This is a genomic window from Chryseobacterium turcicum, from assembly GCF_021010565.1.
Lineage (GTDB): Bacteria > Bacteroidota > Bacteroidia > Flavobacteriales > Weeksellaceae > Chryseobacterium > Chryseobacterium turcicum.
In genome coordinates this window covers 1,117,778-1,144,293 of record NZ_JAJNAY010000001.1, presented here as the reverse complement: position 1 = coordinate 1,144,293, position 26,516 = coordinate 1,117,778, and the positions used below count along the sequence as shown (strand labels likewise).

Genomic DNA, 26,516 nt, shown 5'->3' with positions numbered 1-26,516 from the left:
CTATTGAATGATAAAATGAAAATTATATTGATGTGTTAAAGTATACCTCAATAATAACAAAACAATATCCCATGAAAATCTCATCCACCACCTTTCTCAATTCCGAGCAAAAACACCAAATTCTTCATTTATGGAATAACGAATACCCTGAAAAACTAGCTTATCAAAATATTGATAGTTTTGAAAGCTATCTTGAAAAACTCAATGAAGTCAATCATTTTATCTTGGCAGATGAAGACAAAATTTACGGTTGGGCAATTACTTTTATAAGAGAACATGAAACATGGTTTGCAATTATTCTGTCAGAAAATCTTCATGGTCAGGGCTGGGGAACAAAAGTTTTAAATGAATTAAAACAGAATAAAAACGAGCTTAATGGCTGGGTTATTGACCATAGTAATGATAAAAAGCTCAACGGAAATTTCTACAAATCTCCATTAGAATTTTATATAAAAAATGATTTTAAAGTTTTATCAGATACCAGACTGGAACTGGAAATCATGTCTGCTGTAAAAATTAAATGGACAAAATAATGAAGAATATTACAATGAAAAGTATTACGGTGTTTTGCGGTTCAAGTTTCGGTTCAGATGAAATTTATAAAGAACAGGCCTATTTAGTTGGAAAAACTTTAGCCAAAGAAAATATTTGCTTGATTTATGGCGGAGCGAATGTTGGATTAATGGGCGCCGTTGCAGATGGAGCCATTCAAAATGGAGGAAAAGCCATTGGAGTTCTCCCTCATTTTCTACAGTCGAAAGAAATTGCGCACACTCATCTTACCGAACTTATTGTAGTGGAAACAATGCATGAAAGGAAAACTAAAATGAATGACCTTTCCGATGGTGTGATTGTTCTTCCCGGAGGTTACGGAACTTTGGAAGAGTTTTTCGAAATGATTACCTGGGCGCAACTCGGACTTCATAAAAAACCAATTGCCATTCTGAATATCAACGGATTTTATGATGATTTGATTAAATTGGTTCAGACGATGGTTGATAAAGGCTTTTTAAAGCAAATCAATCAAGAAATGCTTTTGGTAAGCGACTCTATTGATGAGCTTTTAGAGAAAATGAAAAATTATCAGGCTCCAACGGTTGGAAAGTGGATTTCTAAGGAGGGAGTTTAGTACATTTGCAAATACTATTTTCACACCAATAAGAAATACAATTATGAAAAACATGATTCTGTCTGCAAGTTTATTTGCAAGTCATTTACTTTTAGCGCAATATAATTATCCTAAAACTCCTGAAAACCCTGTTGTTGACGATTATTTTGGAACTAAAATCACAGATAATTACAGATGGCTGGAAGATAGCAAAAGCCCTGAAGTAGAAAAATGGTTCAAATCTCAATCGGATTTTAGCCATAGCGTAATTAATAAAATTCCGCATCGTGAAGACCTTTATAAGCGCATGAAAGAAGTACAGGAAATGAACGGCGATTCTTTTGGCGGGATATTGGAGAGACAAAACACTTATTTTTACACCAAAACAAAAAAGGGCGAAAATCTTTCAAAACTCTATTCAAGAGACCTATCTACAGGAAAAGAAACATTGGTTTTTGATCCCGAAACTCTTGGAAAAAACACACAAATTACCAATTTTATCGTTGATTCTAAAGCTAAGAAAATGGCTATTTTATTGTCAAAATCAGGAGGTGAAATTTGTGATTTAAGAATTTTAGATCTTACAACCAAGAAATTTCTAAAGGATGAAATTGATCCTATCTGGAGTGAATTTGCATTTGAATTTACACCAGATGACAAATCTATTATTTATACTAAAATGAGCACTGCAGATCCAAACAGCAATATGCTTTTAAAAGATATGAAAGCAATGTTGCATGTTATTGGAACCGATATAAAAACCGATAAAATATTAGCATCAAGAGAAGATTATCCTGAATTGAATGCTTTAACCGAGCAATTTACGAGTATTGGTTTTACTGATGATTATAAATATCTTGTTTTAAGATTAAGCTCTACAAAATTAGAAAACCCCATTTTTGTTGCACCTTATTCCGAATTAAAAAATAAAAAAATAAAATGGAGACAGATTGTAAAGCCTTCGGATGATATTACCGATGTATTTATTTCAGGTGACAAATTGTTTCTTCTCACTCATAAAGATGCTCCTAATTATAAAATCACTCTAACGAGCTTATCAAATCCTGATTTTAATAATGCAAAAGTGGTTGTTGCTGAAAATAAAGACGGTGTAATTAGCAGCATCCACAATTCTAAAAACTATCTTTATTATTCATTAGGAAATGGGATCATCAGAGATAAATATCAAATAAATATTAATACTCTTAATGGTAAAAAAATTAATTTTCCGACCGGAATAAATGGTTCATTATCAATTAACCAACGTGAAAATGATAACATTTTCTGTAGTAATGTTAATTGGCTTACTCCATTAACGGCCTATGAATACAATCCGGAAATAGGAAATCCTGTAAAAAGTAAATTTATTAATTCCGAAAGCAATTATCCTGATTATAATAAACTTTATACTGTAAAAGAAGTTGAAATAAAAAGCCACGATTGTGTAATGGTTCCACTCTCTATTATTTATCCTAAAAATATGAAAATGGATGGTAGCAATCCAGCTTATATAACAGGTTATGGTGGTTACGGAATTTCTTATGAGCCTCGTTTCTCAACGAGACTTTCCGTTTTGCTAGAACAAGGAGTTGTTATTGCCATTGCTCACGTAAGAGGCGGTGGTGAAAAAGGCGAAAAATGGCATGAGGAAGGCATGAAAGCTACAAAACCCAATACCTGGAAAGATTTTATTGCTTGCTCGGAATATCTGGTTAATCAAAAATATTCTTCTCCTTCAAAACTAATCGGAAACGGTGTAAGTGCAGGTGGAATTCTGATCGGAAGAGCAATTACCGAAAGACCCGATCTCTTTGCGGTGGCAATTGCCGAAGTTGGGATGACCAATACATTACGATCTGAAACTACTGCAAACGGACCTAATCAAATTCCGGAAATTGGATCTATTAAAAATGAAGAAGACACCAAACATCTAATCGAAATGGATGCACAAAGCAAGGTGAAAAAAGGTGAAAAATATCCTGCCGTAATTGTACGTGTCGGTATGAACGATTCCAGAGTTGTTCCTTGGATGCCTGGTAAATTTGCAGGAGTTTTACAAAATAATTCGGCTTCAGGAAAACCTATTTTATTGTATGCAAACTACGACAATGGTCATTTTACAAGTGATTTTGATGTTGTTTTTAAAGAATATGCAGATATTTATTCATTTGCATTATGGCAGGTGGGACATCCGAATTTTCAACCTTCTAAAAATTAAAAAATTTGATATAAACAAAAACTCCTGAAGATTTTTCTTCAGGAGTTTTTTATGTTGTTTAAAAATTTCTCTAAGGATAAGGAGCAATCGCCACTGCAAGGCCTTCCATTTGAGGCATAATATGCAATTGGCAACCCAATCTGCTATTTTCTTTCACATGGAAAGCTTCACCCAACATGGCATCTTCTTCATCACCCATTGGCTCAAGTCCCGGGTCTACTTCTACATAAACCTGACAAGAGGCACACATCGCCATTCCGCCGCAAACTCCGATAGTTCCCTCCTCTGCTAGTTCATAAGCACGGATAATCTCCATCAGGTTCATCGACATATCTGTAGGAGCAGCAATATCGTGCGTAACACCTTCTCTATCGGTAATTTTAATATTTATATCGCTCATCTTTGGTTGATGGTTATTGGTTGATGGTTGATGGTATTTTTGTTTTACTAACAACTAATAACCAACAACTCACAACGAGATTAATCTATTTTCTTTACAACTGCTTTCTCAGCTTCTTTTCTACTTCCGTCGAAACCATCCACTCCACTTACTGTTGTATATTTTAGAACGAATTTTTTCCCTGGATTTAATCTATTGTAAACACTCTGACACATTAAAGTTGCTTCATGGAAACCACAAAGAATCAGCTTCAATTTCCCAGGATAGGTGTTGATATCTCCGATTGCGTAAATACCGTCGATGTTGGTTTGATAATCTAATGCGTTGTTTACGACGATTGCATTTTTCTCGATATTTAATCCCCAGTTTCCAATTTCACCTAACTTTGGCGTTAATCCGAATAAAGGAATAAAATAATCGGTTTCAATATCGTAAGGGTCTTGTCCGTCAACAGCTACTGTAATTGCTTCAACTTTACCGTCTCCTTTTACTCCAGTTACTTCTGCAGGAGTAATTAATTTAATTTTTCCTTGATTTTTTAATTCCTGCACTTTTTCTACAGAATCTAAAGCACCACGGAATTCGTTTCTTCTGTGAATTAAAGTCACTTCACTTGCCACATTAGACAAGAAAACGCTCCAGTCTAAGGCAGAATCTCCACCACCAGCAATGACAACTTTTTTATTTCTGAAATGTTCTGGTTCTTTTACGAAATATTCAAGACCTTTTTCTTCATAGTCTGCCAAGTTTTCAAAAGTAGGTTTTCTAGGCTCAAAAGTCCCCAAACCTCCAGCAATAGCAATTGCCTTACATCTGTGAACAGTACCTTTATTGGTAACCACTTCAAACCATTCGTCATCAACTTTAGTATAAGAAACCGCAGTTTCTCCTAAAGTAAATCCTGGTTGAAACTGTTTGATTTGCTCCATTAAATTATCTACCAATTCACCTGCATTTACAGATGGATACCCCGGAATATCAAAAATCGGCTTTTTAGGATATAACTCTGCCAACTGACCTCCCGGCTGAGGAAGTGCGTCGATGATGTGACATTTCATTTTTAGCAAACCTGCTTCAAACACAGCAAAAAGCCCTGTTGGTCCTGCTCCAATAATCAATATATCTGTAGTGATCATAATATGATGATAATTTAATAATTTGTAGCTGCAAATTTACTAATTTTAATGCGAAGCATATTTAATTATACGCAAATAAAAAACTGAGATTTATCAAATAGACGCAATAAGCTGATAATTAAAAAATTGGCAGCGTTTTTGTAAACTGTAAATTATGAAGAAGATACTTACTATCATCACTTTATTCGCCTTTTTTTTGGGGTACTCTCAATTAACTAATGTCGCAGATGGAGAATCGATTAGCTTAAGAATACATTACGGATTTTTAAATGCAGGATCGGCGAATCTTACAACAAAAAAAGTTAATTATAAAGGAGTTCCACATTTATACGTAAAAGGAACAGGGCAAACGACGGGCGCAGTGAAAGCTTTTTTTAAAGTCGAAGATTTATATGAAAGTTACATAGACATCGAGACAGAATTGCCGAGCTTTTATGTAAGAAATGTAAAAGAAGGGAGTTATACCCAGCATTTTCAGACCGTTTTTAATCATGACAATACTACTTTAATTTTAACTGATAAAAAAAATCCAGCTAATGGTTCAAAACTGATAAAATCTGTAAAAGGAGTTCAAGATATGCTTTCTTGTTTTTATTATTTAAGAAGTAAAACTCCGACCGAGCTAAAGGTAGGAACCGTTATCAATATGAATGTATGGATTGATGATGAAATGTTTCCTTTTCAGCTTAAAGTAACGGGAACAGAAAATTTAAAAACAAAATTCGGAACGATTAATGCATTAAAAATCATTCCTTCTGTGAAAAGCGGCAGAGTTTTTAAAGAAAAAGAAGGAGTTACGATGTGGGTAAGCAACGATTACAACCACATTCCTTTGTTGCTGAAAGCTGAATTGGCAGTTGGATCTTTAAAAGCAAGTATTGACGATTACAAGAATGTAAAATTTCCTCTAAAGTTTAGTAAATAATCCGCTATCGATTATAATCCCATAGTTTTAAGCACAGTTATCTACGTTTATTTTTGCCACGAATGCACTAATATGATTAAGAAAATTCCGAAAAAAACTGTGCTTTATAAGATTATAAATTTTTAGACTCTTAAAAAATAAAGCATACTAAGAGCACATCGTTTCCACTCATTTTTAGACCAATAAAAAAGCCTCCGGACTTCCCCCGAGGCTTACCAACCTAAATTAACATACTTCTGGAAGTATTTTCCCAGGTATTATTATGAAAAATTTTCCCGGTACCTATTACAAAGTTTTTCAACTCTGTTATTAACACTTAGGGCTCTATCATTTGTGTTTATGTGTTATAATAAATTTGTGTTTCTTTTTAGCATCTTTTTGCAGAGCTTTTTCAGCTCCGCAATCAGACACTTATATTTTCATCATGTGTATTTTTTGAAATTAACCTCAAATTTTAAATCTATTCTTATTTAAATATTTTCAAAATCCTGAGCTTTTTCGTTCATCATTTGTACTGTAAAAGTAGGAAGATTTAGAAATGTTTTCCGCATACTTGCTGTAGATGTATCTCTATGTCTGCGTAGATATTTATCTACAAAAACATTGCACTGCTAATGAGTAGCTATGGCAATTATTTCCAATATGCTCATAACTGAATTAGTCGATTTTTAAAAAGAAATTATTGGTGATTATAAAAATACAAGATCCCTCATTTAGCTTTACAAAAAAGCCTCCGGAAAAAATCCGAAGGCTTACCAACCTAAATTAACATGCTTTGAAATCATTTTCTAGGGATTATTACCCTGAAAAACTTTATCCCTAAATACATATTAAAAAAACTATTTTTAAATCTGTGATTATGCTCACAGTTTTCATCATTTGTATTTAATAAATATCTTTATTGATTGTAAGACATCGTTTACAGAGCTTTTCAGCTCTGCAATGATGACACTTAGGTTAATCAATTTGTTTATATGTTATACTGACTTGGTTTTATTTTTTAGTATCTAGTTGCAGAGCTTTTTCAGCTCCGCAATCAGACACTTATATTTTCATCATGTGTGTTTTTTTGAAATTAACCTCAAATTTTAAATCTATTCTTATTTAAATATTTTCAAAATTCTGAGCTTTTTTCGTTCATCATTTGTACTGTAAAAGTAGGAAGATTTAGAAATGTTTTCCGCATACTTACTGTAGATGTATTTCTATGTCTGCGTAGATATTTATCTACAACAACATTGCACTGTTCATGAGCAGCTACTGTAATTATTTACAATAGATAACTGGACTAGTCGATTAAAAAAAGAAATTATTAATCCACAGAAGATTTATTCCAGCACCTCTATTTAATACCGTTACAATGCTGCATTATTATTTTTTTAACATTAAGTCTTTGCTGTCTATTTTTTTCAGATAGGTAATCGGATCATTAGAATTTTCAGTTAAAGATTAGTTTTGAGCACAGGAAAATAGGTTATAATTAAGTAGACTGATAAAAAAGTTTTTTTTCATAATTATTTAATTATTTTTGTTAATCTTAGTTCTTATCTATCATTAAAAATTGAAATGCTAAAACCTTTTTTAAAAAAAATAAATTCTTTTAATCCCATACAAAAGAGATTTCCATTAGATTACCTAATCCCTGTATATCATTGCGTTTCAAACTCATACTTACCACACCTTACGCATATAATAAATTACAAAAGCAGTCTTGAATTTGAAAAAGACTTAGACTACATGTGTACTCGATTTGAGTTTGTAGATGGTGAAACATTTTCGAAAAATTACACGAAGAAAAACAATAAGCCATATGCTCTTTTGACATTTGACGATGGCTATAGTGAATTCAGAGATATTATATCACCAATTTTGTTGAGGAAAGGGATTTATGCTATAAATTACATAAACCCAGCATTTATAAAAAATGATGATATGATGTTTAGATTAAAGATAAGTCTTATTGTAGAAAAAATTCTAAGCAAAAATCTTATACCTTCAGGCTCATTAATGGCTTTACTTGCATCACCTAATGCTTCTAAAAAAGATTTAATTGCAAAAATTAAAGCAATATCGTATACGAATAGACACCTTTTGGATCAAATAAGTATTTCTATAGATTTAAGTTTTGATGATTATTTAAAAAACAATAAAATATATCTAAATATAAATGATTTAAAATATCTGCAAGAAAAAGGGTTTGGTATTTCAGCACACTCTTGGGATCATCCCTACCTACCAGAATTATCTATTAGTGATCAGGTCCAAAACATTCAGCAATCTATAGACTTCATCTTAGAACACGGATTTAATACTGAGTCAATAGCGTTTCCTTTTACCGATTTTGGTTTAAAAAAAATGATGTTTGATCAACTTTTTAAAAATAACAAATCCCTTAAATTTACTTTAGGGACTGCTGGTTTAAAATTTGACAGTGTAGAAAAAAATTTACAACGGGTCCCTATGGAAAATGGTTTTTCAGCCTCCGACGAAATCAACTTTGAGAGTAACTATTTTCTTTTGAAAAAAATTTTTAATAAAAATCAAATTATTAGAATATGATTATTTTGAAACCCCTGAACAAAAAGGCTTTATTTAATTTCGTAAATTCAAAAGAATTTCATGAATTACCTTTTCTTCCTATCTCACATCATAGAGCAATTTCTCATATAAACAATCCTCATGCAAATGATAATGATACCATTCTGATTTTGGCTTATTATGAAAATAAGTTGGCTGGTTATATCGGAATTTTAGCAGATCATATGCAGGTTAATAATACATTGATAAAGATAGGCTGGCTAAGTACGCTCTTTGTACATCCTGATTATCGTGGAAAAAAAATTGCTCAGATGCTACTTAAAGAGGCTTGTAATCTATATCAAGAAAACATTATAATTACTGAATATACTGAGGAAGCAAAAAAAATGTATGAAAGAAGTAATCTATTTGTACCTCAAAAACCATTAGAAGGGTCTTCCTATCATTTTTTATTAAATTTTTCCGAAATTCTTCCTAAGAAAAATAAAAATTGGAGTCGTATATATCCTATTCTAAAACTATCCGATAAAGTTTTCAATCAATTTCTATATACAATACGTAGATATGAAAATCCTGAAAAACAATTCACGATTACAGATAATTTTGACAGTGAAATTAAGGAATTTATTAAAGGCTTTAGCAAACTAAAAATTTTCAATAAAGATGTCGCAGATATTGATTGGATGACAAGCTATCCTTGGATTTTAAATAGCAACACAAATAAAGAAACTAATTATCTATTCTCAGATTTTGATATAAATTTCAAATACATATTTATTAAAATATATGATTCTAATCGCTTAGATACTATTTTGATGCTTACAGTACGTAATAAAAAAGCAACTTTACAATTTATTTTCGGCAACAAAAAAAACGATAAAATAAATGAAGTCTTAATGATTTTTCTTACTCAATTTAATATTGCAAATATCATTATCTATGATGATGAAATCAATAAGAAATTAGAAAAAAACCGTTTCTTACTCGTAAAAGAAAGAAATAGAAATTTTATGGTTCATAAAAAATTAGTAGAAATCTTACCCAAAGACTTTAAATTTGAGATTACAGCAGGAGATGGTGATTCTATTTTTACATAAAATTATTTTCTTTATATTCGTTTTCACTACTATTTCATAATTTAACGCAAAGGCAAACAAAGAATATTAAAATTTGACTGTTTGAAATTTATACAAAAGCGTAAACTTAGCAAAGAAATAAAAAAAGTTATAAAATATGAGAAATTGCGGACAAGCATTAATTATTTTCTATAATAGCAGATTGAGTATGCATGTTTTGTTTATTTAAAAATTTAAACTAATCTATATATTTTAATCCACTCCATTTCATTATAAAAAGCGCTTCATTTAGCTTTACAAAAAAGCCTCCGGAAAAAATCCGAAGGCTTACCAACCTAAATTAACATGCTTTGAAATCATTTTCTAGGGATTATTACCATGAAAAACTTTATCCCTAAATACATATTAAAAAAACTATTTTTAAATCTGTGATTATGCTCACAGTTTTCATCATTTGTATTTAACAAATATCTTTATTGATTTTAAGGCATCGTTTACAGAGCTTTTCAGCTCTGCAATGATGACACTTAGGTTAATCAATTTGTGTTTATATGTTATACTGACTTGGTTTTATTTTTTAGTATCTAGCTGCAGAGCTTTTTCAGCTCCGCAATCAGACACTTATTTTTTTTCATCATGTGTGTTTTTAAAATCAATTTCAAAATTTTAATTTATTCGTATTCGAATGTTTTCAAAATTCTGAACTTCCTTTTAGATTAATGACCTTAAAAAAACTTTTTGAGAAATTCTTTTTTCGCTCATCTTTCATACTGTAAAAATAGCAAGATACAGAGGTATCTTGCTAATATTTCTTGTAGATGTATTTCGATGTTGTTGTAGATATTTATCTACAAAAAAGATAGGTTAAGGAAATAAATAAGAATAAAACTAATCATTGTCGTCCGGTAAAAATTAGAAATACAATTAACAGCTCGCTCCTCAGGAGCTTTAATGATAAAAGAACCTCTATTTTCTATTAACAATTTGCTCCTAATGGAGCTGTATTAATCCCATCGGGATTTTCTATTAATAGAAAAAATGAAATAATCCAAAACAAAGCTCCAGAGAAGCGACCTATCGATTCACACTATTAACATTGAGTTTGTCAATTTGTTTATTGTTTTAATTGGACAACAATGAAAACTAATGGTAGTTTTTGATTAAATCTGCCAAATCAACTACATTTTCGATATGTAGTTTCTCAAAAATCCTTTTCTTAATGGTACTTATTGTATTCTGCTTTACATTAAGATTATTGGCAATTTCGAGATTTCCGTAGCCTTTTGCATACAGCTCTGCAATCTCCAACTCTCTTTCTGTAAGTCTTTGTAAAGGATTGATACTGCTTCGATTTTGCAAAGAATCAATTAAAACACCTTGGGTAATTGATGAAATATATTTTCCGGTTTGATGAATTTTGAGAATCGCTTCTTTTATTTCACTTTCTTCACTCAGTTTACTAAGGAAACCGTTGGCTCCAGCATTAATATATTTAATAGACTGGGTACTTTCATCAACCCCAGAAAATATTAGAATTTTAATATCTGGCTTAAGACTTCTGATATCAGAAATTATATTCAAACTGTTTCCATCAGGAAAAATAGCGTCTATTACTACAATTTCTACTTGCTGCGCTCCTAAAGTCTCCAAAACTTTATTCAGAGATGATGCATGAAAAATTTCACCCTCAAAACCAATTTCTTCAAGAAGAAATTCTACGCCTTGTCTTATGAGACTGTGATCATCGGCAAGTAAAAAGTTAATGGTTTTAGAGTCTAAATTATTCATTTATTGATATTCAAATTAATGGTGAAACTTACCTGGGTACCTACATGTATTTCGCTATCTACTGAGATATTTCCAGAATACAAATCTACGATTTCCTTACACAAGCTTAATCCTAAACCTGCACCCAAATTTTCTACGTCTTCAGACAATACTCCTTGGTAATAAGGTTCAAATATTTTTTTAAGATCAGATTTTGAAATTCCAACACCCGTATCGCTTATTACCGTTTTTAAAGAAACCGTATTTTCGTCAACAGACTCTGCTTTGGTCATCACCGTGATTTCTCCGTTTTCGGTAAACTTATTGGCATTGGCAAGTATATTCATAAAAACCTGATTGATTTTTGTATTATCAGAATACACGACAATTTCCGGATCGATATTTTCGTCAACAATAAATTTATTATTCCTGGTTTCGATGTAAGGAGCTATTGAATTTAAAATAGAAGTCACTTCATTTTTAAGGTTGAAAACTACCGGAACCAAATGATTTTGTACCTGTTGATTTTTGGTATATTCTAAAATCTGATTCGCCTGCATCAACAATGTATTATTGGTAAAACTAATTGACTTTAAATATTCTTTAATACTGTCGTCATTGGTTTTTTTATTTATTTTTCTGATGAAAATCCCAATAATTTTTAATGGTGAACGCAATTCATGGCTCAACATTCCTAAGATTCTGTTTTTGAATTTAAGGTTTTCATTAATCTGTTTATTGGCAGAATTTAGTCGCTTTTCATATATAAATGCGATTCTGGTGAAATACATAATCAATATCGATACAATAAACATCAAAACCATGGCTCCTAAAACCAGATACGTTCTGATTTTATTATTTTCAGAATTTTGCTGCGCATATTCTTTTTCGAGATCAGCTTTAGAAGCTTTAATTGCAAAATCATAGATATTCATCACACCATTACTGTAAACCAAAAGATTATTAAATATAGTATAAAACTTATTACTATCGTTTTGATTTCCCTTTGCCTGAACCTGAACTTTTTTTATTTCTCTAGAATAGTGATGCTGAACAAGATTCATAATACTGTCCATATCTGCTTTTATGGCAGCAGCCTCCGGAACTTTCCCTTGTTTTACCGTAATGATGGTACTGTCTTTTCGCACATTTTCTTTTCCGGATATAGCATCTCCCAAACGCCCGAAAAAGCCTTTTTTCTTAACGGTATCAACAATCGTTTTTGTTTCTACGTCAAAATTATATTTATCCAGATTATAATTGCCATCATATCTTTTAAGCGAAGGGATAGAAACAGGAGCTCTGAAATCTGATTTAGTAGAATACTGATACGTAGAATCAATCAATAACTTCAGTTTTTTACTTCCTAAAGAATCTGTTTTTTGATAGGCTATGATATTTTTTAATTTGGGATATTTAGATTCGTAACGATTAATATTTTCTAAATTTTCACCAATTTTTTCTAAAGATTTAAAATAGGAATTCAAGTATTTTTCATCAGTATGTGTTAAATATTGCTGAAGAAAATTCTGAGCGTTTAAAAGTTCTTTACGGGAATTATCTGTTAACTTTTCGAGAGAATCTACTTCTTTCAATTGATTTTCTATAAATGCTAAATTCTTTTTATTAACAAATTCATTATAAAAGAAAACAGCAATAATAAGCTGTATCAATAAAATACAAAAGATAAGAGAGTAGTGAACAATTTTTCGGAATCTAAAATTCAACGATTTTGGATGGTCATCTTTAGACTTCATATACATGTATTTAAAGCTTTTTTACAATCCTTTCATAGTAAAGATTGTAAAAACATTCTGGCACATTATCATTTTTTTAGATTAATATATTTATTTTTAAATGGAAAAAGTTCCAAATTATAATATCTATATTTTATTCTCTAAATTTCAGCAAAAAAAATTAAGTTTTCATTAAAAACTTAGTCTTTAAGCGATTTCATAAAGTTAATAAAAAATCCTGCGAAAATTTCACAGGATTCAAATTTATTTAAGTTTTTTAATTATAATGATTTAAACTGTTCTAAAGTTCGAATATCATTTTCAAAAAACATTCTGATATCACTCATTTGGTAAAGAAGCATTGTAATTCTTTCAATTCCCATTCCGAAAGCGTATCCTGAATATTTTTCAGAATCAATATTTACATTTTTCAAAACAGCAGGGTCTACCATTCCGCAGCCCATAATTTCTAGCCAGCCTGTTCCTTTTGTAATTCTATAATCGGTTTCAGAATTTAATCCCCAATACACATCAATCTCAGCACTTGGCTCAGTGAATGGGAAAAATGAAGGTCTCATTCTGATTTTAGACTTCCCGAAAAGCTCAGTCGTAAAAAACTGAATCGTTTGTTTTAAATCTGCAAAACTTACATTTTCATCAATATATAAACCTTCAATCTGATGGAAAATACAGTGCGAACGTGAAGAAATCGCTTCATTTCTGAAAACTCTTCCTGGAGACAAAATTCTAATCGGCGGCTCGTTTTCCTCCATATATCGAATTTGTACCGAAGAAGTATGCGTTCTCAATAAAATATCCGGATTCTGCTCGATAAAGAAAGTATCTTGCATATCTCTTGCAGGGTGATATTCCGGAAGATTCAGTGCCGTAAAATTGTGCCAGTCATCTTCAATTTCCGGTCCGTCTGCAACAGCAAAACCAATTGATTTAAAAATCTCAATAATTCTGTTTTTCACTAAATTAATGGGATGTCTTGATCCTAAATCTAACGGAAATGCAGGTTTTGTAAGATCTTCTTTCTCTAAAATAATAGAAGAAGTAGAAGCGTTTTTCAAATCTTCCAACTTTACACTTACCGCTTGCTTTAGGGTATTGATTTTCTGCCCAAATGCTTTCTTTTGGTCATTAGGAACTTCTTTAAATTTTTCAAAAAAATCATTCAGAACTCCTTTTTTTCCATTATACTTGATTCGGAAGTTTTCTATTTCCTCTTTACTTGTGGTATTGAAGCCATTAACCTCAGCAAGCAATTCTTCTATCTTTTCAATCATTGTTTTACCCTTTCAAAAAAATGTATTTGCAAAAATACGATTTTCAGTTTAAAAAACCTTTTCAATTTATCATAAAATAATCTGTCTCACGAGAAACAGATTATATAATTGCTATTTAAAGTTTATTTGATTTAGTCTAAAAATGCTGTAGCAGCAATGCTTATTAAAATTGTAAAAATATAAATTCCCAAAATAAGATTGTATTCTTTCTTTTTTCTCAGCACTTTCACAAGGGCAAAGAAAAATGCAAAAATTACAAACAACATCGATGGAATGGTAAGCAATTCTGCAAAAAACTGGATAATTTGGTTGCTGTAGGAAATAAAATAAAAAACCTGAAGACTTAGTAAAAAGCCAAGACAAGCAATGCTGATTATTAAAATAGCTTTACTCATCAGATTGTTATTCAAATTATTTTTGCTCTAAAGCTTTCACTTTAATCTGAAGGGTCACTTCATTTTTAATCACTCCATTCGCTGCAGGAGATTGAAATTTCACTCCAAAATCTTCTCTCATAACATCTTTTGGCTCAGTTGCAATACTTACCTCTGCTCCATTTACGGCAACATTAGCTTTAAACTGTACGGGTTTTGTAATTCCTTTAATCGTTAAATTACCATCTAAAATTGTATTATAATCACCTTCTGAAGACGAGCTTACCTTTGTAATTTCGTAAGAAGCCGTCGGGAATTTTTCAACTTCAAAAAAGTCAGCACTTTTCAGATGACCATTAAGCTTTCCGTGCTGTTCTGCATCATTTTTCAAATCTTCAGAACTTAGAGACTCCATATCTGCTACAAATTTTCCGCTTTCCAGCTTTCCGTCTTTTACGGTCACATCCCCACTTTCGAATTTAATCGTTCCAAAATGGCTTGTATTTTCAGATTTAAAAACTTTATACCCTTTCCATTCTACATTACTATTTAAAGTATCCAAAACAAACCTGCTTCCATCTTTCGTTGTCGTCACTTCATGAGCATCACTTGTTACCGGTTTTTCCTTCGAACAAGACACTACAGTGAACAAAGCAGGAATAGCGAGAGAAAATAGTATTCTTTTCATTTTGATATAATTTATGCATGGCTAAATTACTAAAAATATGCCAGCCTTACTTAAAAACTCTTATTTTTGCAATATGCTATTAGAGATAAACAACCTATACTTCTCTCATTCTCAAGAGAAAACACTTTTTCAAAACTTCAATCTAAAATTAGATGAAGGTAAAATTATCGCTTTGGCAGGCGAAAGCGGTTGCGGAAAATCTACACTCCTAAGTCTTATCTATGGTTTACACGATTGGAATCAGGGTGCAATTTTATTTGAAGGCAAAAAATTAATGGGGCCGAAAGGAAATCTGGTTCCCGGAGAAGCTGAAATGAAATTTGTAGCACAAAATTTCGATTTGATGCCCTATGCAACAGTTGCAGATAATGTGGGGAAATTTATTTCTAATATCAATTTAGCCAAGAAAAAAGAAAAGGTATTAGAACTTTTAGATGTTGTAGGATTGGTGGAGTTTGCAAACGTTTTACCAAAAAATCTGAGTGGCGGACAACAACAAAGAGTAGCCATCGCAAGAGCACTTTCTGTACTTCCAAAATTACTTTTATTAGACGAACCCTTCAGTAATCTTGATTTTGCCAGAAAAATAGAACTTCGTGAAAAACTGTTCCGATATGTTAAAGAAAATAATATCTCTTTGATTATTTCTACTCACGAATTACAGGATATCATTGCATGGACCGACCAAATCATTGTTTTACAAAACGGTAGACTTATTCAGAATAATAGCGCGGAAGAGACTTATAAAGATCCTTATAATGCTTATGTTGCAAAGCTTTTTGGGGAAGTAAATATTTTTACTGAGAATGAAATTTCGGAATTGCAGGTTTCAAGATTTTTCTACTATCCACATCAAATCAAAATCTCTGAAAATGGTTTTAAAGCCACAGTTTTAGAAAGTAGATTTGCCGGAAATCACTACTGGAATAAGATTAAATTCAAAAACAGAGAAATGGTGATGTTCAGTAATCATCAGCTTGAAAATTCAGTTCAGATTATTTTTGAGTAGTTATATTAAGAAAACGTTAAGTTGCTTAATGTTAGTATGTTGATAATTTTCAACGAATTAACAATTCCTATCTTATATATTTCAATACCTTTGTAAGACAACAACATAGGGAAATTTTTGGTTAATTCTCTTTCTGCCTTCCAGACCCAAATTAGCATTCTGCAATTCGGTCTTTGAAAGAGTACTCTGTCCAATTCTTTCCTTTTTTTATTAGCTTTTGGCAATTAGATTTAAAATTAAAGCCAATTGCCAAAAACTAAAATCATTTCAATTTAAGCCTTCTTTACAAATTCAGATTTCAAAGCCATTGCACCAAAACCATCAATTTTACAATCTATATTATGATCACTGTTTGGTCTTAAGCGGATGTTTTTCACTTTAGTTCCCGCTTTTACAGGTTTCGGAGCACCTTTTACCGGAAGATCTTTCATCACAATAACAGAATCTCCATTTTGAAGTTCATTTCCATTGATGTCTAAAATTTGATCTTCATTTCCCGCTTCTTTAGGATCCCATTCGTAGAAACACTGAGAACAAACCATTAAACCGTCTTGTTCATAGGTAAATTCAGAACTACATTTTGGACAAATAATTACATCACTCATTTTATTAATTTTTGCAAAGGTAGTTTTTTGAGCTGGAAGATAGAAGTTCGAGAATGAGAGTATACTTTTGTTTTTAAAAACCCAAGACAACATTATGTTTTTTCAATTTTCCTTCAATAAAATTTAGGTATTTTTTCCATGAGTCATCTTTTTCAAGTTTCTGAATAGCAATACTTTTATAATTTTCATTTTCGGAGTTTAATAAATATTCTACAAATCTGTCCAAATACATTACTTTATTCGGACTATTAAAATCAGCTTGTAGAAAATCATTCTGAAAATAGCTTCTAACTTCATCCGGATATTCATCTGAAATACAATCAAATGCAAATGAATTATTATATGTAAAAGCAAGTTCTTTTAGTACAGGAAATAAACTTTTATTTACTTTTTCACCTTTCAGAATAATATAATAAAACATATAATACAAATCTTTATCTGAATGTAAAATTATACTGTCTAATTTTTGAAAAGTTACATCATTTATTAAAGTTTGTTCAATTTTTGATTTTCGAACATCTTCATCTTTATCCATTTTTGTAACTGCTTTTGAAGCTACTTTCCATTTATAAGCATTATAAATTATCCATGCTAACTCATCAAAACCACCAATACAACCATCCTGAGTTTCAACACTTTCATTTTTGTCAATTTCAAAAGAAAATAATTTGATAACATCTTCATCCTTTTTGATTAATTCTGCAGATGCATAAGCCCTGATTACAGGTTCTTTATGTCTTGAAAACTCCATAAGTTCTTTTTCTGAAATTAAAGTCATTAATTTCTCAAATCTGTTAAACTGCTCACTGGGAGAACATGCTATTCCTACACAATTCGACTCAAAAACATTATAATCGATAATTTTTTGAATCAATTCTTCTTTAGTCTGCCCCAACGCTAAATAACCGCTGAAAAACAATAAAAAACAAATAATATTTTTCATAAGTAGAGACTTTCAATCAGATAAAAATAAAACAAATTTGATAAAAGATAGTATTTAACTGTCTATTTAATCTATTTCAAAAGGTTTCGATCCTACCGAGCTTCGCTTCAGCACCACTTTATTAACTACAAAAATTTTGTTTCGCGGAGTCACAATTTTAAAACCTGAAATTTTAAACCATGAACCTTAAACTAATTTCGTATTTTTGCAAATTCAAACAGCTTATAGCAATTTATGGAATTAATTCACAGAAACCTGGCAATCGGTATTCACGATGCTTTACAGGAAACATTTTTCGAAAAAAACAAGTATGCCGATAAAGTAATCGAAAGACTTTTGAAATCCCACAGACAATGGGGAAGCCAGGATAGAGCCGTTGTTTCTGAGATTTTCTATAACATTATCCGTTGGAAAAAACGCCTTGAATATTATATGGGTGAAGGAGTAAAACCTACCAACATCTATAAACTTATCATCGCATATCTTCTTTGGAGTAAAACCAATTACAAAAGATTTGAAGAATTTGAAGGCATCAAAATTGCCGACATTACGACAAAACTTAAAAAAGGAACCGTTCCTACAAAAGCAATTGAGCATTCTATTCCAGAATGGCTTGTTGAAACTCTGGAAAGAGAATTAGGCGAAAAATGGGAAAAGGAAATGCACGCTTTAAACGAAAAAGCACCTACCGTTTTAAGAGCAAACTCTTTGAGAACAACTCCAAAAGAGCTTATTTCTGACCTTGCCGACGAAAATGTAGTTTCTTATCCTATTAAAAATTATCCTGATGCGGTACAGCTTGAGGAGAAAAAAAATGTATTTCTTACCACTGCTTTCAAAGAAGGATTGTTTGAAGTACAAGATGCCTCTTCACAAAAGATTGGTTATTTTCTAGATGTAAAAGAAGGACAAAGAGTGGTTGACGCTTGTGCTGGTGCGGGTGGAAAAACACTTCATTTAGCTGCTTTAATGAAAAATAAAGGGCAGATTATCGCTTTAGATATTTTTGAATGGAAACTGACAGAATTGAAGCGTCGTGCAAAAAGAGCAGGAGCTCACAATATCGAAACAAGAGTAATTTCTGATACAAAAGTAATCAAACGTCTTCACGATAAAGTAGACAGACTTTTGATTGATGCGCCATGTTCTGGTTTAGGAGTTTTAAAAAGAAACCCTGACAGCAAATGGAAAATCGACCAAGCTTTTATCGACAGAATTAAGAAAGAGCAACAGCAAATTATGCAGGATTATTCTAAAATGCTGAAAGTAGGTGGAAAAATGGTATATGCAACATGCTCTATTTTACCTTCTGAAAACAACCTGCAAGTAGAAGAGTTTATTAAAAACAATCCTAACTACAAAATGATTAAAGACGAAAAAGTAATGCCAAGTGAAGGCTACGACGGATTCTACATGGCTTTAATCGAAAGATTGTCTTAAAATAATTCAACATATTATACATTAACTACTCTATTTTTTGGAGTAGTTTTTTGTTTATTTTATAGATATAAATTACATCACTTCGGAAAGGGATTAATATAATTTTGTTTGAAATTTTATCTTTATTTAATCTGAAAGGATAAAAATCGCTAATGCCTTCATCAAGTTTCTGTGAAGAAGTATTTTCTTCTCTTCCATCAAAGTAAGTAAATGTATTTACATCATTAAAAATCAGAACACAGCTAGAATCAAACGAATCAAGATAATACTTAAAATCTGAAACTTTATAACTTACGTAATCGTTTTTATAAACATTATTTTCTTTTAAGTATTTTGTATTTTTTGCAAATATAAACTCATTATTCTTCCAGGAAATTTCGGTTCGTAACTCTCCATTATCTACTAATAAAATTTCTGACTGAATTATTTCATTAACTAAATCTGATTTCTTTCGAATAATTTTTTGGATAAATTCATCAGAATTAGCAAGAACAGTAATTGGGTTATCATCATTATAAAAGTAATTTACAGGAATTAATGATTTATTAAGTTTTGTCTTATTAAAAATAGAATATTCCACTAATTTTAAAATATCAGTTACTTCAACATTGCTATCAATAATTCTTACAGCTAATCCTTTTCCATTATTTTTCATAATCACACCATCTCTCAAACCTAAAATCCTGTAATTAGAATTATCACCTTCCAAAATTCTCAATTTTTGCAGAAAATAATTCTTTTCATATTCGATTATTAGAGTGTCTTTAAAATTTAATTTATTCGCAATAGTTTCAGACAATTTTCCAATAATATGAATTTTCATCTCCTCAGATTCTACTATTTTATCTCCAAAATTGAATTCTGACTTGAAAAAAGTTTTTACATTCCCGAATTTCTCAACCTTGAATTTCGGTTTATGAGCAGTACAATAATTTGAAAAAATTAAAAATATCAATAAAGAAAAAATAAATTTCATGCTTTTAGTTTAAGCTGTAACGAAATTTTAAAATTAATATTTCTTATTCAAACTAAAACAAATCATCAACTATAAATTATCTTTGTAAAAACCATCAAAACCTATGTTTAAAACAATTTTAGCCAGTTTTTTCATTTTCTTATCTGTTTTAAGTTTTTCTCAGACGTACGAAATTCAATATGAAAGTTCGTACAACGGAAAAGTTCAGCCTAATCAGAATCCAACTATTGTTTGGGTTAACGAACAAGAAAATTTTATTTTAAATACAAAAATCAAAGAACAGAAAAGCGACTATCCTTTTGAAATTAGCAAAATAGAAAAGCCTTCAAACACAATTGTTTCGTATGCTTTTTTAAAACCCAATGAAGCAATTTCTACTTCAGACAAAGAATCTATCGCAAAACAGGAGTTTGAATTAACAACACAAACTAAAAAGATTTTAGGCTACAACTGTAAAAAAGCAGTCACAAAAATCAACTCAAACACCATTGAAGTTTGGTACACCAATGATTTAAAATTAAAAGGTGGGCCTTCAAGTTTAGGACAAAACTTAGGTTTAGTTTTAATGGTTGAACGAAACGGTAATTCAGCAACAACAGCAGTTTCTCTAAAGAAAATTAAAACTACAGGAATCGACAAAATCATTACAAAATCTATTCCTACAACAGATATATTGAGCTACAAAGATTTAGTTTGGAAAAGCAAATTTACAACACTGAATGTTTTTGAAAATGAAATCATCAACTTTTCTGACCAGTCAAAATCTGACGAAAAAATAAAAAGATTCGCCAACGGGACAATTATTTTAAAGAAGATAAAGTTTCCAAAAATTGCTCAAGGCGACAATATTTTTGTAGAACTAAAACAACAATCAAATGGTGATGCTTACGACAGAACTGGAACTGTATTTTTTATTCCTGAAGAAAAATCTCAGACATTTTTTGATGGTTTAGAAAAAGGGGCAAAAACACTTCCTCTTTACGACAATGGGAATGGAAAACAGTATTACGGAGTTGTTTCCACTCAAAATTATCAGCCAACGGTTGAGTTAATGCGATTTTTCACCGCTTTCGGAATCAATAAGTTTAATCATATCGAATTAAAAGACAAAACTTGGCAAACCGTAAGTCCATTTCGTCAGGATATTACCGAATTGAAGCCTTCTCTTTCTGAAAAAGAACTTTGGATAGGAACTTTCATTGGAAATTACGATAAAGGCGGTCACAAAGTGAGCTTAGATATCACCATTCACAATAGCGAACAGATTGTAAATAAAAACAATAAAGTGATTCCGTTATTTAATACCACCAATATCATGGAAATGGCGGGGCAAGATTACGCAACGATGTTTAATAATGATAAGGGTCTTTTTGTGGAGTTTAATTTAGAAAAAGATTTAAAAAACGCTCAGTTAAGATACATTACCACCGGACATGGAGGTTGGGAAAATGGTGATGAATTTATCCCAAAAGCCAATTCAATTTATGTAGACGGAAAATTAAGCTTCTCTTTTACACCCTGGAGAACAGAATGCGGGTCTTACCGATTATTTAATCCGGCATCAGGAAATTTTGCAGACGGACTATCTTCTTCAGATTTGAGCCGCTCAAACTGGTGTCCTGGAACAGTAACCAACCCCAATTTTATTTCTTTAGGAGATTTGAAAGCAGGGAAACACACTATTCAGGTTAAAATTCCTCAGGGAGAACCCGAAGGAACAAGCTTCAGCGCATGGAATATTTCTGGTGTCTTATTAGGTAATGAGTAAAAACAAAACCTCCTTGCAATATTATTACAAGGAGGTAAAAACACAAATGATGAAAAAAAATTATTTCGAGCTACAAAGGTGAGAAAAAAAAATGAATTAGTTATAATAAATTAGAAAAAATATTATTCAATGTTTTAAAATGAATCAATAATACTTTGCTGCGAAAAAAATTCTCTTTATTAATAAAATTTAATAAATTTAATTTACAATTTTAACTATTTTAATCTTTTTAATTAAATTATTTAATCATTTGTAAATTTTAGTTGCAATTTTTAAACCATATATCTAGTTTTGTTTCAAATAAAAATAACATGTGTGGAATCGTTTGCTTATTTGACGCAAAACAGTCAACCGAAATATTAAGACCTCAGGTTCTTGAAATGTCTAAAAAAATCCGTCATCGTGGTCCCGATTGGAGCGGGGTTTTTCAAAGTGAAAAAGTTGTTTTTTCGCATGAAAGATTAGCGATAGTAGACCCGGCTTCAGGAAAGCAGCCGTTGTTTTCAAAAGATGGAAAAATTGTACTTGCCGTAAATGGTGAAATTTACAATCACAGAGAATTAAAAAAAGAATTTCCCGATTATGAATTTCAAACTCAGTCGGATTGCGAAGTTATCATTGCGCTTTACAAAAAATACGGAAAAGACTTTATCGAAAAACTAAACGGTATTTTTGCTTTTGCATTATACGACATCGAAAACAACATCTATCTCATCGCAAGAGACCATATGGGAATTTGCCCACTTTATCAAGGTTGGGACAGAGAAGGAAATTACTATGTTGCCTCAGAACTGAAAGCTTTAGAAGGAATCTGTAAAAAGATTGAAATATTTTTGCCAGGACATTATTTATACAGCGCCGAAGGTCACGAGCTTCAGCAATGGTACAAAAGAGACTGGGAAAACTTTGATGCCGTAAAAGAGAACGTTACAGACATCCAGGCTATCAGAAAAGGGTTGGAAGATGCTGTGCACAGACAATTAATGAGTGATGTACCTTATGGCGTTTTACTTTCCGGAGGTTTAGATTCATCGATTATTTCTGCCGTTACCGCAAAATTTGCAAGACAAAGAATAGAAAGTGGTGATACTCAGGAAGCGTGGTATCCGAGACTTCACAGTTTTGCAGTAGGATTAGTAGGTTCTCCCGATTTGGCGGCGGCAAAAAAAGCGGCAGAACATATTCAATCTATTCATCATGAAGTCAACTTTACCGTTCAAGAAGGTTTAGATGCCATACGCGACGTTATTTATCATCTAGAAACATATGATGTAACAACCATCAGAGCTTCCACGCCGATGTATCTTTTAGCAAGAGTGATTAAGTCGATGGGAATTAAAATGGTACTTTCAGGTGAAGGAGCAGACGAATTGTTTGGTGGATATTTATATTTCCATAAAGCTCCAAACGCAAAAGAATTTCATGATGAAACGGTAAGAAAGCTTAACAAACTTCATTTATACGATTGTTTAAGAGCCAACAAAGCGTTGATGAGTTGGGGAATCGAAGGAAGAGTTCCGTTTTTGGATAAAGAATTTATGGATATCGCCATGAATGTAAACCCGGAAGATAAAATGATTCGCAAAGAAGAAGGAAAAATTGAAAAATGGGTTTTACGAAAAGCTTTTGAAGATTTATTGCCAGAATCTATTGCATGGAGACAAAAAGAACAGTTCTCAGACGGAGTTGGCTATTCTTGGATTGACACTCTGAAAGATATTGCCGAAAAATATGTTTCAGACGAAATGATGGCGAATGCAAAATTCAAATTTCCTTTAAACACGCCACAAAACAAGGAAGAATATCGTTACAGAACCATTTTTGAAGAGCATTTCCCAAGCGAAAGCGCTGCTGCAACGGTGCCTTCTGTGCCTTCTGTAGCCTGCTCTACTCCAATTGCTTTAGAATGGGATGAAGCATTTAAAAAAATGAACGACCCGAGCGGAAGAGCGGTGAAAGTACACGAAACATCGTATTAAAATCAACGAAATTTATCAATCCTGTATTCGTACAGGATTTTTTGTTCAATAAAATCAATAATATTTGCATAATTTAACTAAGTATTAAACTTATTATCTAATAAATAATTATATTTGAAAAATAAAAATAATCTCTGTTGTAAAATGAAAAGAAACATTACTATTTTTTTTGCTTTACTGTGTACAAGCTTAGCTTTCGGACAAGGTAAATACGGAAAAGTTCTCAATTCTAAAAAACTAGCTCTTTCTTATAAAACTGTAAAACCTGTTGATAAAGACGACTATTATCAACAATATTATTGGTTGGTAAAAGCAGAACAGCTTAAAACGTATCCTCACCTTGCAGACATCAAGCCTGTTGTGTTGTACAACTTTGTAAAAAAAGTAAACCCTCAGAATCCTACTAAAAAATTGGATGACAGAGGAAAAGAACTTAGACATACCGCAGAATTATCTCTAGACCAATATTTCAAAAACAAAAATTTCCAGAACAATGAGGTATTATTGTTGAATCTTGAAACGTATGTAGACCCTTCACAAGGAGAATATTTCACTAAAGTAGATGCTGAAAAAATCAAGCAGTTGGTGCCTAAAGAATTCTTCGGATTCACTTCTTTAAACAAGAAAACACACGAAGAAACCAACTATTACCTTTGGGTTGATAAGAAAAATGATAAATTTAGCATCGTTGACATTATTCCTAACGAAAAAGAGAATGCTAAATTTTACGCTTCTGTAAAGCAATATCTTCCGAAGTATAAATTTGAGAAAAAATATATGCCGACCGTGAAAAAAGGAACAAAAGGTGATAAAACAGACAAAGATTTCTTCTACATTATGCCTTTTGAGCAAAATAAAGATAACATCGAATACAAAACTGAGGATTTTAAAACATTCATCCTAAGCCAAGTAAAAAGAGAAGGCGAAGCATGGATTGGAGTAGAAAAGCCAAGAAAATAAAAGCAACGTTTACAATAAAAGCCCTGAAAATATTAATTTTTAGGGCTTTTTTATTTGGAATAAATTCTTGAAATTCATTTTATCTAAAACTTCGTATCTTTGCCAAAGAATGAAACACTTAAACAGCATTTTACGTTTACCGTTTTTCAGCACTTATTATTACCCGTTCTATCGTTCGGGAAGTATTTCTATATCTAAAATTCAATAAAATTTAAACTACAATATTGAAGGAGCCCGAACAGATTTGTTCGGGCTTTTTTATGCTTAAAATTCAACAATATGATTAATACATTAAAAGAAAACGTAGAAATTATTCTACCAGAAAACGGTTTGGAACAAAAATTAAAACAAACCGAAGACGAAAACAGAAAACTCATCATCAAACTTGGCTTTGACCCTACAGCTCCGGATTTACATTTGGGACACGCCGTTGTTTTGAAAAAGCTGAAACAGTTTCAGGATTTGGGACATCAGATTATCATCATTGTCGGAAGTTTCACGGCAAGAATTGGCGACCCAACAGGAAAAAATAAAGCTAGAAAACCTTTGAGCGAAGAAGAAGTTCAACACAATGCAGAAACGTATATTAATCAGCTTTCAAAAGTAATTGATGTGGAAAAAACAAAAATAGTTTTCAATTCTGAGTGGCTGGATGCTTTAAACTTCTCAGAAGTAATTCAGCTCATGTCAAAAGTTACGGTAGCTCAACTGATGCACAGAAACGATTTTAACAAAAGATTTACTGAAAATTCTCCGATTGCCATGCATGAATTGGTTTACCCAATTTTGCAGGGATTTGATTCGGTGAAAATAGAATGCGATATTGAAATGGGCGGAACCGACCAGCTTTTCAACTGTACCATGGGAAGACAACTGCAGGAAACTCATCAAATATCACCACAAATCGTGATGTGTATGCCTTTACTAAAAGGGCTCGACGGAAAAGAAAAAATGAGTAAATCTTTAAATAATATTATCGGTTTAACCGACGAACCCAATGAAATGTTTGGAAAAACAATGTCTATTCCCGATGCTTTGATTGATGAATTTATCGATTTGACCACAGATTTTTCAAATGCAGAAAAGCAAAATTTAAAATCAAGAATTTCTGATGGTGAAAATCCCATGAACATTAAAAAAATCATTGCTAAAAATATTATTTCTCAATACCATAATGAAGAGTCGGCCGAACTTGCTGAACAGTTTTTTAGTAATCAGTTTCAGAATAAGAATTTTGAAGAAAAAGTATTTGAACCAATTTCTATTGAATCTTTGTTTCCAAATCAATCGAAAATCAGCTTAATTGAGCTTTGTCATCATTTAAAAAATACTGATAGCAAATCTTTCACCCGAAGATTAATTGAAAATGGCGGAATTCAAATTAACAATGTAAAAATGACTGACCCTACTGCAGAAATTGAATTATTAAAACAGACAAAAATTAAGATTGGAAAAAGAGATTTTTTTGAATTGGTGTAATTTTTAAACAAACAGCTTATTTAATTTCTATACGAATGTCCGTTTTTAATCATAGTATTAGAAATCAGCAGTTACGTTGTCTTTCCGGAGGAATCTCAA

22 protein-coding genes are annotated in these 26,516 nt (G+C 31.5%); 12 read left to right on the top strand and 10 right to left on the bottom strand.

Annotated features, from left to right (window positions below; translation table 11 throughout):
• The first annotated feature begins 71 nt into the window (after positions 1 to 71).
• The 3 genes from LO744_RS05320 to LO744_RS05310 are packed head-to-tail and all read left to right on the top strand — an operon-like array spanning position 72 to position 3,326.
• Complete coding sequence (locus LO744_RS05320) at positions 72 to 533, top strand: GNAT family N-acetyltransferase (protein WP_230667596.1); 462 nt, start codon at positions 72 to 74, stop codon at positions 531 to 533.
• Between the two features lie 14 nt (positions 534 to 547).
• Entirely contained in the window at positions 548 to 1,129 is a 582-nt protein-coding gene (locus tag LO744_RS05315; RefSeq protein WP_230670497.1) for an LOG family protein, read from the top strand.
• 43 nt (positions 1,130 to 1,172) lie between these two features.
• On the top strand, positions 1,173 to 3,326 hold the full coding sequence (locus LO744_RS05310) for a prolyl oligopeptidase family serine peptidase (RefSeq protein ID WP_230667594.1): 2,154 nt from the start codon (positions 1,173 to 1,175) through the stop codon (positions 3,324 to 3,326).
• A 70-nt stretch (positions 3,327 to 3,396) separates the two neighbouring features.
• Here the strand turns inward: LO744_RS05310 and LO744_RS05305 are convergent, their stop codons facing one another.
• Positions 3,397 to 3,726 carry a 2Fe-2S iron-sulfur cluster-binding family protein gene (locus LO744_RS05305; RefSeq protein ID WP_230667592.1) on the bottom strand — a complete coding sequence of 110 codons (330 nt, stop codon included), beginning with the start codon at positions 3,724 to 3,726 and terminating at the stop codon, positions 3,397 to 3,399.
• Positions 3,727 to 3,806: 80 nt separating this feature from the next.
• Entirely contained in the window at positions 3,807 to 4,862 is a 1,056-nt protein-coding gene (locus tag LO744_RS05300) for an NAD(P)/FAD-dependent oxidoreductase (RefSeq protein WP_230667590.1), read from the bottom strand.
• 154 nt (positions 4,863 to 5,016) lie between these two features.
• Between LO744_RS05300 and LO744_RS05295 the strand changes: the two genes are divergently transcribed.
• From LO744_RS05295 to LO744_RS05285, 3 genes are all read left to right on the top strand, one after another.
• A complete protein-coding gene (locus tag LO744_RS05295; protein WP_230667588.1) occupies positions 5,017 to 5,787 on the top strand; it encodes a DUF3108 domain-containing protein in 771 nt (256 codons plus the stop codon).
• Between the two features lie 1,566 nt (positions 5,788 to 7,353).
• Positions 7,354 to 8,346, top strand: a complete 993-nt coding sequence (locus LO744_RS05290; RefSeq protein WP_230667586.1) for a polysaccharide deacetylase family protein — start codon at positions 7,354 to 7,356, stop codon at positions 8,344 to 8,346.
• Positions 8,343 to 9,422 carry a GNAT family N-acetyltransferase gene (locus tag LO744_RS05285; protein ID WP_230667585.1) on the top strand — a complete coding sequence of 360 codons (1,080 nt, stop codon included), beginning with the start codon at positions 8,343 to 8,345 and terminating at the stop codon, positions 9,420 to 9,422. The genes LO744_RS05290 and LO744_RS05285 overlap by 4 nt, the downstream gene beginning before the upstream one ends.
• A 1,122-nt stretch (positions 9,423 to 10,544) precedes the next feature.
• On the opposite strand, the gene LO744_RS05280 is transcribed toward LO744_RS05285, so the two are convergent.
• From LO744_RS05280 to LO744_RS05260, 5 genes are all read right to left on the bottom strand, one after another.
• Positions 10,545 to 11,189, bottom strand: coding sequence for a response regulator (locus LO744_RS05280; RefSeq protein ID WP_230667583.1), 645 nt, complete (start codon positions 11,187 to 11,189; stop codon positions 10,545 to 10,547).
• Positions 11,186 to 12,925 (bottom strand): sensor histidine kinase, encoded by a 1,740-nt coding sequence (locus LO744_RS05275; protein ID WP_230667582.1) that lies wholly within the window; start codon positions 12,923 to 12,925, stop codon positions 11,186 to 11,188. Before LO744_RS05275 ends, LO744_RS05280 begins: the two co-directional genes overlap by 4 nt.
• A gap of 260 nt (positions 12,926 to 13,185) precedes the next feature.
• Positions 13,186 to 14,196, bottom strand: a complete 1,011-nt coding sequence (locus LO744_RS05270) for a phenylalanine--tRNA ligase subunit alpha (protein ID WP_230667581.1) — start codon at positions 14,194 to 14,196, stop codon at positions 13,186 to 13,188.
• Positions 14,197 to 14,327: 131 nt separating this feature from the next.
• Positions 14,328 to 14,591: a hypothetical protein gene (locus tag LO744_RS05265; RefSeq protein ID WP_230667580.1), complete on the bottom strand. Its 264-nt coding sequence runs from the start codon at positions 14,589 to 14,591 to the stop codon at positions 14,328 to 14,330.
• Between the two features lie 16 nt (positions 14,592 to 14,607).
• Positions 14,608 to 15,258 carry a YceI family protein gene (locus tag LO744_RS05260; protein WP_230667579.1) on the bottom strand — a complete coding sequence of 217 codons (651 nt, stop codon included), beginning with the start codon at positions 15,256 to 15,258 and terminating at the stop codon, positions 14,608 to 14,610.
• A 73-nt stretch (positions 15,259 to 15,331) separates the two neighbouring features.
• Here LO744_RS05260 and LO744_RS05255 point away from each other — a divergent pair, with 73 nt between their 5' ends.
• The gene (locus tag LO744_RS05255) at positions 15,332 to 16,267 is read left to right on the top strand and encodes a sulfate/molybdate ABC transporter ATP-binding protein (RefSeq protein WP_230667578.1); all 936 of its coding nucleotides are present in this window, start codon (positions 15,332 to 15,334) and stop codon (positions 16,265 to 16,267) included.
• A 272-nt stretch (positions 16,268 to 16,539) separates the two neighbouring features.
• Here the strand turns inward: LO744_RS05255 and LO744_RS05250 are convergent, their stop codons facing one another.
• Together LO744_RS05250 and LO744_RS05245 are read right to left on the bottom strand one after the other, a co-directional pair.
• A complete protein-coding gene (locus LO744_RS05250) occupies positions 16,540 to 16,872 on the bottom strand; it encodes a zinc ribbon domain-containing protein YjdM (RefSeq protein WP_230667577.1) in 333 nt (110 codons plus the stop codon).
• 73 nt (positions 16,873 to 16,945) lie between these two features.
• Positions 16,946 to 17,815: a hypothetical protein gene (locus LO744_RS05245; protein ID WP_230667575.1), complete on the bottom strand. Its 870-nt coding sequence runs from the start codon at positions 17,813 to 17,815 to the stop codon at positions 16,946 to 16,948.
• A 234-nt stretch (positions 17,816 to 18,049) separates the two neighbouring features.
• Here LO744_RS05245 and LO744_RS05240 point away from each other — a divergent pair, with 234 nt between their 5' ends.
• Positions 18,050 to 19,255, top strand: coding sequence for an RsmB/NOP family class I SAM-dependent RNA methyltransferase (locus LO744_RS05240; RefSeq protein ID WP_230667573.1), 1,206 nt, complete (start codon positions 18,050 to 18,052; stop codon positions 19,253 to 19,255).
• Between the two features lie 25 nt (positions 19,256 to 19,280).
• Here LO744_RS05240 and LO744_RS05235 read toward each other — a convergent pair whose 3' ends face one another.
• Positions 19,281 to 20,231 carry a hypothetical protein gene (locus LO744_RS05235; protein ID WP_230667571.1) on the bottom strand — a complete coding sequence of 317 codons (951 nt, stop codon included), beginning with the start codon at positions 20,229 to 20,231 and terminating at the stop codon, positions 19,281 to 19,283.
• Between the two features lie 103 nt (positions 20,232 to 20,334).
• Between LO744_RS05235 and LO744_RS05230 the strand changes: the two genes are divergently transcribed.
• The 4 genes from LO744_RS05230 to tyrS all read left to right on the top strand — a co-directional run bounded on the left by LO744_RS05230 (position 20,335) and on the right by tyrS (position 26,417).
• On the top strand, positions 20,335 to 21,999 hold the full coding sequence (locus LO744_RS05230; RefSeq protein ID WP_230667569.1) for a GLPGLI family protein: 1,665 nt from the start codon (positions 20,335 to 20,337) through the stop codon (positions 21,997 to 21,999).
• Between the two features lie 311 nt (positions 22,000 to 22,310).
• On the top strand, positions 22,311 to 23,978 hold the full coding sequence (gene asnB, locus LO744_RS05225) for an asparagine synthase B (RefSeq protein WP_230667568.1): 1,668 nt from the start codon (positions 22,311 to 22,313) through the stop codon (positions 23,976 to 23,978).
• A gap of 144 nt (positions 23,979 to 24,122) precedes the next feature.
• On the top strand, positions 24,123 to 24,938 hold the full coding sequence (locus LO744_RS05220; RefSeq protein ID WP_230667566.1) for a hypothetical protein: 816 nt from the start codon (positions 24,123 to 24,125) through the stop codon (positions 24,936 to 24,938).
• 279 nt (positions 24,939 to 25,217) lie between these two features.
• Entirely contained in the window at positions 25,218 to 26,417 is a 1,200-nt protein-coding gene (tyrS, locus tag LO744_RS05215) for a tyrosine--tRNA ligase (RefSeq protein ID WP_230667564.1), read from the top strand.
• The last annotated feature ends 99 nt before the right edge of the window (positions 26,418 to 26,516 follow it).